At 63.7% G+C, this 13,099-nt stretch carries 11 protein-coding genes; 4 read left to right on the top strand and 7 right to left on the bottom strand.

Going from position 1 to position 13,099, the window contains the following annotated elements; translation table 11 throughout:
• The first annotated feature begins 165 nt into the window (after nt 1-165).
• Nucleotides 166-1,254 carry a fatty acid desaturase gene (locus tag AC1DUR_RS05590; protein ID WP_477719177.1) on the top strand — a complete coding sequence of 363 codons (1,089 nt, stop codon included), beginning with the start codon at nt 166-168 and terminating at the stop codon, nt 1,252-1,254.
• A 128-nt stretch (nt 1,255-1,382) separates the two neighbouring features.
• Here the strand turns inward: AC1DUR_RS05590 and AC1DUR_RS05585 are convergent, their stop codons facing one another.
• The gene (locus AC1DUR_RS05585) at nt 1,383-1,706 is read right to left on the bottom strand and encodes a DUF4148 domain-containing protein (RefSeq protein WP_477719176.1); all 324 of its coding nucleotides are present in this window, start codon (nt 1,704-1,706) and stop codon (nt 1,383-1,385) included.
• Between the two features lie 414 nt (nt 1,707-2,120).
• Complete coding sequence (locus tag AC1DUR_RS05580; RefSeq protein ID WP_477721456.1) at nt 2,121-3,047, bottom strand: LysR family transcriptional regulator; 927 nt, start codon at nt 3,045-3,047, stop codon at nt 2,121-2,123.
• Nucleotides 3,048-3,256: 209 nt separating this feature from the next.
• Here AC1DUR_RS05580 and AC1DUR_RS05575 point away from each other — a divergent pair, with 209 nt between their 5' ends.
• Complete coding sequence (locus tag AC1DUR_RS05575) at nt 3,257-3,511, top strand: DUF4148 domain-containing protein (RefSeq protein WP_477721455.1); 255 nt, start codon at nt 3,257-3,259, stop codon at nt 3,509-3,511.
• Between the two features lie 313 nt (nt 3,512-3,824).
• Here AC1DUR_RS05575 and AC1DUR_RS05570 read toward each other — a convergent pair whose 3' ends face one another.
• From AC1DUR_RS05570 to aptA, 3 genes are all read right to left on the bottom strand, one after another.
• Nucleotides 3,825-5,171, bottom strand: a complete 1,347-nt coding sequence (locus AC1DUR_RS05570; RefSeq protein WP_477721454.1) for a cation:proton antiporter — start codon at nt 5,169-5,171, stop codon at nt 3,825-3,827.
• A gap of 157 nt (nt 5,172-5,328) precedes the next feature.
• Nucleotides 5,329-7,440, bottom strand: a complete 2,112-nt coding sequence (gene fusA / locus AC1DUR_RS05565; RefSeq protein ID WP_477721453.1) for an elongation factor G — start codon at nt 7,438-7,440, stop codon at nt 5,329-5,331.
• A 166-nt stretch (nt 7,441-7,606) separates the two neighbouring features.
• Nucleotides 7,607-8,965, bottom strand: coding sequence for an omega-aminotransferase AptA (gene aptA, locus AC1DUR_RS05560; RefSeq protein ID WP_477721452.1), 1,359 nt, complete (start codon nt 8,963-8,965; stop codon nt 7,607-7,609).
• Between the two features lie 155 nt (nt 8,966-9,120).
• On the opposite strand from aptA, the gene AC1DUR_RS05555 reads away from it, so the two are divergent.
• Nucleotides 9,121-10,059 (top strand): LysR family transcriptional regulator, encoded by a 939-nt coding sequence (locus AC1DUR_RS05555; RefSeq protein WP_477721451.1) that lies wholly within the window; start codon nt 9,121-9,123, stop codon nt 10,057-10,059.
• Nucleotides 10,060-10,090: 31 nt separating this feature from the next.
• Here AC1DUR_RS05555 and AC1DUR_RS05550 read toward each other — a convergent pair whose 3' ends face one another.
• Nucleotides 10,091-11,344 carry a phospholipase A gene (locus tag AC1DUR_RS05550; RefSeq protein WP_477721450.1) on the bottom strand — a complete coding sequence of 418 codons (1,254 nt, stop codon included), beginning with the start codon at nt 11,342-11,344 and terminating at the stop codon, nt 10,091-10,093.
• Between the two features lie 29 nt (nt 11,345-11,373).
• Nucleotides 11,374-11,874 (bottom strand): hypothetical protein, encoded by a 501-nt coding sequence (locus tag AC1DUR_RS05545; RefSeq protein WP_477721449.1) that lies wholly within the window; start codon nt 11,872-11,874, stop codon nt 11,374-11,376.
• A gap of 392 nt (nt 11,875-12,266) precedes the next feature.
• Here AC1DUR_RS05545 and AC1DUR_RS05540 point away from each other — a divergent pair, with 392 nt between their 5' ends.
• Nucleotides 12,267-13,091, top strand: a complete 825-nt coding sequence (locus AC1DUR_RS05540) for a phosphate/phosphite/phosphonate ABC transporter substrate-binding protein (protein WP_477721448.1) — start codon at nt 12,267-12,269, stop codon at nt 13,089-13,091.
• Nucleotides 13,092-13,099 lie beyond the last annotated feature (8 nt).

The raw sequence follows: 13,099 nt of genomic DNA, 5'->3' as shown, positions 1-13,099 counted from the left end.
ATGGGCGGGTGCCTGCCTGACCGTCCACTCATCCCTTCTGCGTCAATGCAGCCGTCGCCGGCGCCGGGCGGACCGGGCGTCTGAACATGGCCAGCATCTCCTGTACGTCCTGCTGTCCTGCTTTCCTGCACTTGTTCCGCATCAACCACAACCTGCCGAAATTTCATGCCTGCTGATCTCACCGAAGCTATCCCGCACCGAAAAATCATCCGCTCCTGGCTCGCACCCATCGCCACCAAAAACACCGCGTACGCCCTGTTCCTGGTGGTGTCGGATCTTGCCCTGTTCGCGCTGGCCATCACTGCGACCGTCTTGTTGGCCCAGCCTGCGCTGCAGGTGCTGGCGGCCATCCTGACCGGCCTGGTCATCGGGCGTCTTTTCATCCTGGGTCACGATGCCTGCCACCAGAGCCTGACCCCGCACCGCCGGCTCAACCGGTGGCTGGGGCGCCTGGTGTTCATGCCGTCCCTCACGCCTTACAGCCTCTGGGACGTCGGCCACAACGTGGTCCATCACGGCTACACCAACCTCAAGGACTTCGACTTTGTCTGGCAACCGTATTCGATCGAGGCCTACCGAAGCATGCCTGCCTGGCGCAGGCTGTGCGAGCGCCTGTACCGAAGCGGCTGGGCGCCGTGGTTTTACTACGGCGTTGAAATCTGGTGGAAGCGAATGTACTTCCCGTCCCGGGCGTTGATGCCCACACGCCGCGGCATTTTCACGGCCGACTGCCTGCTGGTCACCGCGGTGGCAGCCGCCTGGATTGCCGCGCTCGCCTATGCGGCATCCGCGACCGGCCAGTCGGTGGCGTGGCTGCTCGGCGTCGCGTTTGTGCTGCCGCTCTTTGTCTGGAACGCCTTGATGGGCTTTGTCGTCTATGTCCATCACACGCATACCAGCGTTGCCTGGTACGAGCAAAAAAACGACTGGTCGGCGGCCAGCCCTTTTGTCTCGACCACGGTGCACCTGACATTCGGTGCAGGCATCGGCTGCGCGCTGCACCACATCATGGAGCACACGGCGCATCACGTCGACATGAGCCTGCCGCTGTATCGCCTCAAGAAAGCGCAGGCGCTGCTCGAGAAAAAACTGCCGGGCCGGATTGTGATTCAGCCGTTTTCATGGGCATGGTATTTCCAGACGGCCCGGCGCTGCAAGCTCTACGATTTCGAGCGGCAATGCTGGACAGACTTTGCCGGAAGGCGAACGAGTCAAGGCCTGTTCGCCCTGAAACGCACTTCCGTTTCAGGATGAACAGGCCCCGGCGCCCACCGCGGAATGCGGGCGCCTGAACGCGTGCACCCCGCTGCGCAAAAGCGCAGCGGGGTGCGTGGCTGTCGCACCGCCAATGGGCCTGGGGCCCGGGTGCTCAGGGTGCTTGTTTATTGAACAGCAGGATAGGCATGCTCAAGGGCGCTGACCGATACAGCGGTACCCGACGACGCTTCGGCCTTGACTTCAGCACGGGTCCTGGTGCTGGCCGGTGCCGCCTTGACCTGTTTGTAGCCGCTGTTCAAATTCGCGTCATAGCCTGCGCGCTGTGCCTGCAGCAACTCGGCCTGCACGTCGGCACGGGTTTTGGTGCTGGCGGCGCTCACCTGGTCCAGCTGGTCCAGCGGATAGGGGTCGCGGCCTTCGGCGAAGCTGTTGGCAGAGGCAAGTGCAGCGATGGCAAGAATGGAGGCAGAGACAAGAGTCGATTTCATGATGAATTTCCTTGAGAGTGTTTTTTGAAATATCCGGTCGGACGGGCTTTCTGCCCGAGGGGCCTTCATCGCTGAGTCGCTGATATGTGTGGCTCATCGATGCACTGAACCTTGTTCCGCATCGCTGATAGACAAGTGCGCTTTGGCAGAACATTCCATTATCAAAACTGGAACAATGAAAGCGCCATATGCTGGAACTTTTTGGCACGCTAAAAGTTCCGGGCCGCAGCCTCATCAAGCGCAGCTACATGGCTGCCACGTTGCTGCACATGGCGAAATCGGACGATGCCGGACTCTCATTGCAGAAAGGACGTGCCAGGTTCTGGCATGTCATATGGGGACTGATGGCCGGTTTTCCATGCCAGCCGCGGTCTGGGCTCCCATGACCTTGCGCGTGCGCGGTAAAGGCTCAGCTCAGTCGTGTCGCGCGTCCATCTTCTTGACCACAGCCCGCGTGTACTCGGTCATGAATTCCAGAAACACGCTGGTTCTTGCCGGAATGAATTTGCGGCTGGGCAGTGCCGCATACAGGGTGTTGGTGCCCGTGATCCAGGGCGACAGGATTCGTTTCAGCTCGCCGCTGTGGAGGTGGTTGGCCACCATGTGACTCGACTGGCTGATGATGCCGGCGCCATCGACGCAGGCGCGTATCAGCGTGTCGGAGTGGTTGACCAGCATGGCGGGCTCGATCGGCACTTCCAGCTCGCGCTTATTCTCGTCGGGATTGATGAGGCGCCAGACGCGGTGCCGGTTCGCCGGAACCTTGATCCGCAGGCAGCGGTGCCGGGCGAGGTCTTCGGGCTGCTGCGGAATGCCGTTGCGGCGCAGGTAGTCGGGTGAGGCGCACAGGATGCCGTCCGACGAGGCAATCGGCCGCGCAATGATGTTGGCATCGAAGGTATCGGTCGCACCCAGCAGCGTCAGGTCGTAGTCTTCCACCGGTGGCACCAGAGGCGAGTCCACGTGGATATCCAGCACGACCTTGGGATAGCGCCGCCCGAACTCGGCCACCAGCGGCCCCAGCACATGCACACCGAAGATGGGCGGCGTCAGGATGCGGATCACACCGGACATTTCCTGGGCATGCGCCTGCGCCGCCGCGTGGGCCTCGTCGATGTCGCTCAGGATGTGGCGCACGCGAGCCAGGTAGGCAACACCTGCATCCGTCAGTGCCATGCGGCGGGTGGTGCGATGCAGCAGCCGCACGCCCAGATGGTCTTCCAGGTCGCTGACCAGCCGGGTCACCACGGCCGATGACATGTCGAATTTGCGCGCTGCGGCGGCAAAGCTGCCGTCGTCCACCACCTGTTGAAACACCCGCATTGATTGAAGACGGTCCATGGAATACCCTCGCTTTTCACCTGATTATTGCTGTTTTAGCAGCAATAAATTGTTAATTTTGCTGTTTTTTGATTTGTTTGAAAGGAATAAAGTTCGTCCATCGATGAGCCGGAGCCCCCTTGCAAGGCGACTCACCGAGGCTGGACAGACGGGGTAGATGAGCCCGCCATGCCCGGAAATGTCACTTTAACTTTGAGAGGACTTTCATCATGAAATCAAAATTGATTGCCAGCGCCGTTGTGGCGATTGCTGCCCTGACTTCCGTAGCCGCTTCGGCCCAGACTTTCAATTCCTATCTGTGGGATCAGATGAAAGTGCCTTCGACCCGCACGCGTGCTGAAGTCCAGGCCGAAGTGCTGCAGGGGCAGCGTGAAGGGGCCACGGCCAGTTCCAGCTCTAACGGCGACACGTCTGGTACTGCATCCCAAGGCGCTGCCGGCGTCGTGAAGGCCGTCCAGAAATAAGCGACGCCAGTGAGACAACGGCAGGTGCCCGCTCCAGGCTGGCATCTCCGGTGTACGGTGTATTCACGCAAAGGCTCCGGCGCCCTGACAGGTTCCGGGGCCTTTGCACGTGGTGGATACGCAAAGACCGTCCGGGCCCTTACAAAAATCGCTCAGGCACGGTCGGGACTGTGCGTGGCAGTTGCTGCAAAAACAATGGCTGCTTGATGGCTGTTTGCGCCCCTCTTGCTTCAGCAGTCGGGGAGTCGGCGGATTTGGTGGTGAATAGCTTGATGCACGCTGCAGCGGCCCCCTGTGCGGGGCGCTGCGGCTGTTACTCGGGTGGTACGCCGGACGCCGGCCGGTCGGCGTCCGGGCCCCGGCGTGATGTCTTGCGCGCCTCATAGCGCTTCATCAGCGGCGTGACCGAAATGCCGTGCGCAATCACCGAGGCAATCACGACCGCCAGCGTGATGGAGAGCAGGCGCTGGGCCAGCGCTGTTTCAATGTCGTGGCTGATGGCGTAGAGCAGGTAGTACAGCGAGCCGATGCCACGAATGCCGAACCAGCCCATCAGGCGGCGCTGCGCGCCCTTCACGGGCGTGCCCAACAGGCCAAGGTATACCGCCAGCGGGCGAATCACCAGGAACAGCGCCGGGATGAACCACAGCACTTCACTGTGAAAGCGTACCGTGGCAACCAGCACCCCCACGGTCAGCACCATGGCCACTTCGACAAAGCTTTCCAGCTGGCTGTTGAAGCGCTGCACCTCGTTCATCATGTGGGCGGGAGCTTCGGCGCCGGAGGCATGCTGCTCTGCCGCGCTCAACTCGGGCGCAGGCGGGGCGACCGGCACTTGCGGCAGCTCGTCAATGCGCCGGAGCGCCAGCCCGGCGGCGAACACGGCAAGAAAGCCATAGGTCTGGCTGACCAGGGCCAGGCCGTAGGTCAGGGCGATCAGCCCCAGGGCAATGAATTCGTCAGAGCCCAGTGCCTCGCGATGGCGCATGCGCAGGTAGAGGATGACGCGGCCGATCAGTGTGCCCATCAGGTAGCCCAGCCCGAGGCCGCCGGCCACCGCCCACAGCACATCAACCGCCCACCAGCGCCAGCCGCCGTCGCCCAGTTCGTGCAGGCCCAGCAGGCCCAGCCCGAGCATGACGAAGGGGAAGGCCGAGCCGTCGTTGAGGCCGCCTTCGCCGGTCAGGCCAAAGCGCAGGCGATCCCGGTCCCCCACATTGGCCACCTGTACGTCAGACGCCAGCACCGGGTCGGTGGGGGCCAGAATCGCGCCGAGCAGCACGGCCGCGCCCAACGGCAAGCCGAGGCCCCACACGCCGAGTGCCGTGATGGCGCCCACCGTGGCCACCATCGACACCGTGGCCAGCTGCACCGGGATGCGCCAGCGCCGGTCCGTCAGCGGTAGTTTCAGCTTCATGCCCGCGGTGAACAGCGATATCAGCACGGCCACTTCGGTGAGCCGTTCCAGCAGCGCCACGTTCTTCAGCGCGTCAAGCTTGAGAAGGCCCAGACCCATAGGCCCGATGGCCACGCCCACCCCGAGGTAGAGCATCGCCGCGCTCAGCGGCAGGCGGGCAATGAAGGAGCCGCTCAGGGTCATCACAATCAGCAAGGCGCCGACGATGATGCAGCCCAGGGTGAAAGCATCCGGCTCCATCATGGTGGAGCGGACAGGTGGTGCGGCGGCGGTTGCCCTTCAGCGCAAAAGACGGTGCAAGTCATTTGCACAGCTTAAAGCAAACCCGTTCGGTGGGCGCTGGCCGCCGGGACCGTGATTCCATGATGCTTATGGCGGGGAACCTGGTCCGACCTGATCACTACCTGCCCATTCCCTTTCCGCGAATGATGGCGTCGGACACATCGGCGGGCGCCTCCGTGTAGTGCTTGAACTCCATCGTGTAGGTGGCCCGGCCTTGCGTTAGTGAGCGCAGCGTCGTCGAGTAGCCGAACATTTCGCTCAGCGGTACTTCGGCGCGCACCAGCTTGCCGCCGCCGCCGGCGATGTCTTCCATGCCCTGGATCATGCCGCGGCGCGTGGACAGGTCGCCCATCACATGGCCCATGAAGTCTTCCGGCATTTCGACTTCAACCGCCATCATGGGCTCGAGCAAAATCGGCTTGGCGCGGCGCATGGCCTCCCTGAACGCGATGGCGCCGGCCATGCGGAAGGCGTTTTCATTCGAATCGACGTCATGTGACGAACCGAACACCAGCGTGGCCTTCACGTCAACCACCGGATAGCTGGCCAGCACGCCGGCCGTCAGGGCATCCTGGATGCCCTTGTCCACCGCCGGAATGTATTCGCGCGGCACCACGCCACCCTTGACGGCATCGACGAACTCATAGCCCTTGCCCGGTGGCTGCGGCTCGACGTTCAGCACGGCATGGCCGTATTGCCCGCGCCCGCCCGACTGCTTGATGAACTTGCCTTCAACGTCCTTGACGGCCTGCTTGATCGTCTCGCGGTAGGCAACCTGGGGTTTGCCGACAGTCGCATCCACGCCGAACTCGCGCTTCATCCGGTCGACCAGAATCTCCAGGTGCAGCTCGCCCATGCCGGAGATGATGGTCTGGCCGGATTCTTCGTCGGTTTGCACCCGGAACGAGGGATCTTCCTGGGCCAGCCGGTGCAGCGCCACCCCCATCTTCTCCTGGTCGGCCTGGGTCTTGGGCTCGACGGCCTGGGAGATCACCGGCTCCGGAAAGACCATGCGCTCCAGCATGATCACCTTGTCCGGGTCGCACAGGGTGTCGCCGGTGGTCACGTCCTTCAGGCCCACCGCCGCCGCAATGTCGCCGGCATGCACTTCCTTGATTTCCTGCCGGACGTTGGCGTGCATCTGCAGCAGCCGCCCGAGCCGCTCCTTGCGCGTCTTGCCCGGGATGTACACCGTGTCGCCCGTCTTGACCACGCCCGAGTAGACGCGAAAGAAGATCAGCTGCCCGACAAACGGGTCCGTCATGACCTTGAACGCGAGCGCGGAAAACGGCTCGTCATCGCCGGGGTGGCGCTCGGCCGTCTTGTCGTCTTCGGTGTGGCCGAGGATGGCCGGCACGTCGACCGGTGAGGGCAGGTAGTCGATGATGGCATCGAGCAGCGCCTGCACGCCCTTGTTCTTGAAGGCGCTGCCGCACAGCATCGGGACGATCTCGTTGGCGATGGTGCGCTGGCGAATCCCCTGCCGGATTTCGTCTTCGCTCAGCGCTTCGCCGGCGAGGTACTTTTCCAGCAAGGGCTCGCTGGCTTCGGCGGCGGCCTCGATCATTTTGTCACGCCAGGTCCTGGCGGTGGCGAGCAGCTCGTCCGGAATGTCGCGGTATTCGAAATGCAGGCCCTGGCTGATGTCATCCCAGACGATGGCTTTCATCTTCACCAGATCGACCACGCCCTGGAAGTGATCCTCGGCGCCGATCGGAATCTGCACCGGCACCGCCACGCCTTTCATGCGCTCGCCGATCTGGCGCTGCACGCGGAAAAAGTCGGCACCCACGCGGTCCATCTTGTTGACGAAGGCAATGCGCGGCACCTTGTACTTGTTTGCCTGGCGCCACACGGTTTCCGACTGCGGCTGCACGCCGCCGACGGAATCGTAGACCATGACCGCGCCGTCGAGCACGCGCATGGAGCGCTCGACCTCGATCGTGAAGTCGACGTGGCCCGGCGTGTCGATGATGTTGATGCGGTGTTCCGGGTAGTTGCCGGCCATGCCTTTCCAGAAGGCGGTCGTCGCGGCGGACGTGATGGTGATGCCGCGCTCCTGCTCCTGCTCCATCCAGTCCATGGTGGCCGTTCCCTCGTGGACCTCGCCGAGCTTGTAGTTCACCCCGGTGTAGAACAGGATGCGCTCGGTCGTGGTGGTCTTGCCGGCGTCAATGTGAGCGCTGATGCCGATGTTGCGATAGCGTTCAATGGGTGTTTTGCGAGTCATGACGTCTCCTTGCGCACCAGGTTGGGCAGGCACGACCGGCGCTTTGTGCAACAACAGCGTCCGGCGAAGCCCGCCTGATCAGGGTATGCGAAGGAGATGCTAAAAACAATAGCGAATTACCGCAGCGAACGCTGCGCGTGCAGTTCAAGGGGCGCGAGGGGCTGGCTTATGCCGTTTCGGCCAGCGCATCGCCCAGCGCGTTGATCAGCCGGTCGATCTCGGCCTTTTCGCTGATGAAGGGCGGGGCCAGCTGGATGGTGTCGCCGCCATAGCGCACGTAAAAGCCTTTCTTCCAGCAGTTCATCGCAATCTCGTAAGGGCGGCGTGCCGGCTCGCCCGGCAGCGCGGCAATCGTGAAGCCGGCGGCCAGGCCGTAGTTGCGGATGTCGGCCACATGCTTGCTGCCTTTGAGGCTGTGCACGGCGTTCTCGAAATGCGGCGCCAGCGCCTTGACGCGGCCGATCATGTCTTCCTTCTGCAGCACATCGAGCGCGGCCACGCCGGCGGCGCAGGCCACTGGATGGGCCGAGTAGGTGTAGCCGTGCGGGAACTCGATCATGTACTCCGGGCCGCCCGCGTCCATGAAGGTGTCGTAGATGTCTTTTGTCGCGACCACGGCGCCCAGCGGCTGCGCGCCATTGGTCACCTGCTTGGCGATGTTCATGATGTCGGGCACCACGCCAAAGGCCTCGGCGCCGGTCCAGGCGCCGCAGCGGCCAAAGCCGGTGATGACCTCGTCAAAAATCAGCAGGATGTTGTGGGCCGTGCAGATCTCGCGCAGGCGCTGCAAATAGCCCTGCGGCGGAATCACCACGCCGGCCGAACCGGAGAAGGGTTCGACGATCACGGCGGCGATGGTGGACGCGTCGTGCAGCGCAATCACGTCGAGCAGGCGGTCGGCCAGCTCGGCCCCGGTGGGCGGCATGCCGCGGTGAAAGGAGCCGGTCGGCGGCTGGGTGTGCGGCAGGTGGTCGGCCTCGACCCCCTGGCCAAACAGCTTGCGGTTGGCCGCGATGCCGCCGACCGAAATGCCGCCGAAGTTGACGCCGTGATAGCCCTTTTCGCGGCCGATCAGGCGCGTCTTGCCGGCCTGGCCCTTGGCGCGCCAGTAGGCCCGCGCCATCTTGAGCGAGGTGTCGGCTGCCTCGGAGCCCGAGCCGGTGAAGAACACATAGTCCAGGCCCTTGGGCGTCAGGTCCTTGATCTTGTTGGCCAGCTCGAAGGCCAGCGGGTGGCCGAACTGGAAGGCCGGTGCGTAGTCGAGCTTGCCGACCTGGCGGCTCACGGCCTCGGTGATTTCGCGCCGGCAATGGCCCAGGCCCGAGCACCACAGGCCCGACAGGCCGTCAAAAATCTTGCGTCCCCCGGCGTCCGTCAAGTAGGCCCCGCTGGCCTCCACCACCATGCGCGGGTTGGCCTTGAAGCTGCGGTTGGCGGTGTAGGGCATCCAGTGGGCGTCCAGCCAGGCGGCATCCATGCGGGGGTCGGCGGCCGTTGTCGGTTGCTCAAGGTCAGTGAAGCGCATGTGCGTTCTCCGGAGTTTGGTGTCAGGAAATGGTTGGGAGTGGCCTCTCGCGAGAACCCGAGAGCCCGGGAGCCTTTTCGCGAGGCGATGAGGACATTCTGGAGTGTTCTGTTAACCTCTAAAAGCATGCAATATCAATGTTTACTTGAGGTTTTATGCAAGTGAAGCGCGCCGTGCTGGGGCAGTTGAGCGACATGGACCTGCGGCTGCTGCAGGTGTTCAAGAGCGTTGTGGATTGCGGCGGCATGGCCGCAGCTGAGCTGGAACTCAACATCGGCACGTCCACGGTCAGCCGCCATGTGAAGGACCTGGAAACCCGGCTGGGCCTGGTGCTGTGCCGCCGTGGCCGGGCCGGTTTTGCCCTCACGCCCGAGGGGCAGCGGGTTTATGAAGAGACTTTGCGCTTGCTGGCTTCGGTTGAGGGTTTTCGGAACAGCATTGACGATATCCACTCACGCATGGGGGGAGCGCTGGCGGTCGCGGTGTTCGACAAGACCGCCAGCAATCCGCGGGCTCACATTGGTGAGGCGATTGCCGAATTCACCGAACAGGCGCCAGACGTGCACCTGCAACTACATGTGGCGTCAATCAACGCTATTGAGCGTGGCGTGATGGATGGCAGCTACCAGGTGGGCATCATTCCGGCCCACCGCAATTCGCACAGTCTGCTGTATGCCGAGCTGTTCAGCGAGACCATGCTGCTGTACTGCGGCGCGCAGCATCCGTTGTTTGGCGCCGACCCGGGGTCTTCGCTGACCTGGGACGGGCTGCAGGCCTACCATTTCGCGGGGCTGGGCTATCACTCGCCCAACATGGCCTTAAGCCACAGCGCAGGCCTGTCGCGCAAGGCCACGGGGTTTGACCAGGAGGCCATTGCCACCCTGATCCTCTCGGGGAAGTTCCTCGGCTTCCTGCCAGACCACTACGCCGAAGCCTTTGAGCGACGCGGCCAGATGCGGGCGGTGCAGCCCGCCGTGTTCCGCTACCCATGCACTTTTGTCAGCCTGCTCAGGCGCTCCCCTCAGCCATCGCGCGTGGTTCAGGCCTTTCACGATTGCCTGGTGCGGGCGCACGGCCCGAGCAGGACGCCCTGAAGCGCAGCAGCGAAGGATCAGGACTATTGGACTACCAGTCCACCACGCTCAGGCCCAGGCTCAATACCGTGCGCTTTCTGTTGAAGTCCAGCAGGCTGTCGCCATAGCCGCTGAACAACTGCACGTGGTAGCGCAGGCCGGTGTAGCTCGATGAGGAGGCGGGCCCCACCATCCAGTCCAGGCGGGCCGAGCCGCGGGCTTCCTTGCGCAGCGAATGCCGCACCGTGAGGCCCAGGCTGTGGGCCTTGTTGATCTGCCAGGCACCGGTCAGTTCTGCGCGGCCCACGTAGTTTTCGATCCCGGGGTTGTCGTCATTGCCGGACGACTCGCGCAGCCGGTCCCAGACCCGGCCCTGCAGTGTCAGGCTGGAGTCGCCGGCCAGTGTTTTCTCGGCCGCACCCATCAGATAGACGCGGTTCCAGCTGCGTGACAGCGGCAGCGACTGCCCGTTGGACTGGTGCACCAGTCCCAGCCCGGAGAGCCGGTAGTTCCAGCCACCGGCCAGCGGAATCTGGTGCGGGTAGATGTAGATCAGCTCGGGTTCATGGTCGGTATTGCGAAACGGGCGTGACAGTCCGCCGTTGAACAGCTGCCAGTAACTTTGCTGGGTGTAGCCAAACCACAGCGAGTCGTGGTCGTCCTGGTCCGCGGGGCCGCTCTTGAGCAGGCCCTTGGCGATCTTGGTGCGGACCGACAGCTGGATTTTGTTCTCGGTGCGGCCGTAGGCCTGCGCCGTCAGGGCCGTATGGCCGGCGGCCGTCGAGGACGGCTGGGTGTTCACGCTGTCGGAGGCCGAGACGGCCAGCGAGGTGGGCCGGTAGCCGCGCAGGGAAAAGGTGTCGCAGTCGGTGCCGCGCTGCAGTTCCCAGAACCTGGAGAGCACGCCGTACTGGTCGTTTTTGCAGCCGAGCGGTTTGCCGTCCGGTGCATCGCTGTTCATGGCGGGCAGCACCAGCACCGGCATGGCCGGCTGGCCCGTGTCCGGATTGGCCGGCGCGGTGGTCAGGGTGGGGGCCGGTTTGCCGGCCCCCACCGCCCCGTTTGCGGCTGGCGCCGCCGCGGGCGACTGCGAATCCGCCCATTGCTGAAAACACGCCAGCTGCGCCGCGGCATCGTTCTTCAAGGCCTGGCAAGCCTGCCAGCCCTCGCTGGACGGACGCTGGAGCGGCACACCAGCCGCCGGCGCGGCCTGGGCTTGCGCCGCGCCGGTCAGCAGGCCGGCGAGCAGCAGGGCGCTGGGCAGGTGGCGGGCCGGTGTGGATCGTTGGAGAGGCAGGGGGGACATGGCGTCAGTCATCACGGCGGGTGAAATCCTCAAGGTAATCGGGTCAGGGTGAAGGGCACGTCAGGCGCGTTGGCCGGTGCGCTGCTGCTGGTGTCTTTCCAGGTGCCCCGGAACATCCGGCCGCAGGAGCCTTCCACCGCTTCACCATTCCAGGTGCCGGTGATGCTGATGTTGTCGGACGACTCATCCAGCAGCAGCAGGCCGTCCTCCAGGTCGCCGGCCAGCGCGGCTTTCGCGGCATGGCCGCCAGCCTTCGGCGTGTCCTTGCTTCCGCGCAATTCACGGCTGACCGTGCCGGCCAGGCTTTCCGTGAACTCCGCATGCCGCTCCAGCCGCATGGTGGCGCGGGCCGGCAAGCCGGTGGGCGGATTGGTAAAGCGCACGGCCCACAGGCCGTGCAGTTGCTCGGCCTTCAGGGCGTGGGGAGGCGGGCATGCCGCCGCTTTCGTTGTGTTTTGGGCGCTGACCCCGGAAAAATGGGAGCAGGCAGCGATGAACAAGAGCGTGAGCCGGAGCATCTTTGACGTCATGACTGGGTAAATGTCCTGGTTAGACCGCTCTGGCGCTGGTACGGCAACCAGGGCGTAGCGGAACACAATGAAAGTGATGGATTCGTGCCCAAGGCTGGCGCCAGGCCGCGGCGAGGGCTGCATGCCGGCGGCACCGGCCGCGCAAAGGGACGAAGGGGACGAAGGATCGCGGTTGGAATAAGGATTTAAGTTGTCAATGCGCGAAGTCGGTTTGAGTTTAAAAACAACGCGCAGTGGGTTGAGCTTGGATGAACTTGTGCACTATTTCACGGGCAAGGGCATCAAGAGCAAGCGCGGGCGTGGCGGCAATGCGGTATGCAGGTTAACCCGAGGGAGTGCAAGAATTTGTAACCTGATAATCGCCGGATGTTCCTATTATCCGAAAGAATTTCATGACCATTCGTAAGTGTCTGTGTGCGCTGGCTCTCGGGCTGGGTGCGGTGGCCGGGTCGGCCTGGGCCCAGGGCGGTCCGCTGCTGTTCGCGGTGAACGAAGGCGTGACCTACCGTGTCAACCCCGTCGCCACCGTCGAGCGTTTTCGGGAAATTTCGGAAGACCTGAGCAAACTGCTCAAGCGGCCGGTCAAGGTTCAGCCTGTCACCGACTACAAGGAGCTGGCGGCAGGGCTGGCCGAGCAGCGCTACGACCTGGCCTATGTGCATCCGGCGCACCACTCCATCCGCGCCATGACCAGCGGCGGCTACCACCTCGTGGCGTTGACCAAGGGCTTCACCGAGTACAAGGCGTCGTTCATGGTGCGAGGCGACTCGACCCTGAAAACCCTGGCCGACCTGAAGGCGGGCAAGATCGGCGCGCCCGACGAAGACTCCATCACCTCGGTGATCATGCGCGCCACCCTGCGTGACGCACTGGGGTCGCAGCCGCTGCCCGCCACCTATGTCAAGCTGCAGGAGGCGGTCCCCTTCATGATTGAAAACAACTTTGTGGCGGCTGGCGTCAGCGCATCGCGCGCCGTGGTGAAAAACTGGCAGGACAAGGGCGGCAAGGTGCTGGCCAGCAGCAAGCCGGTCCCCATCAAGCACATGATTGCCAGCAGCAAGCTGTCTGAAGCGCAGCGCGCCCAGCTCACCAGCTACTTCGTGGAGCTGGACCAAAACTCCGAAGGCAAAAAGCGTCTGGACGCACTCAATGTCCCGGGCTTTCTGGTCTCCGACGAGGCCGCCCTGATCGGCTTGGGCAAGTGGCTGAGCATTTGACGGCAGGG

This window comes from Polaromonas sp. P4_F4 (assembly GCF_056401355.1).
The sequence above is the reverse complement of the archived record's forward strand: the minus strand, read 5'-3'. Positions and strand labels throughout refer to the sequence as shown.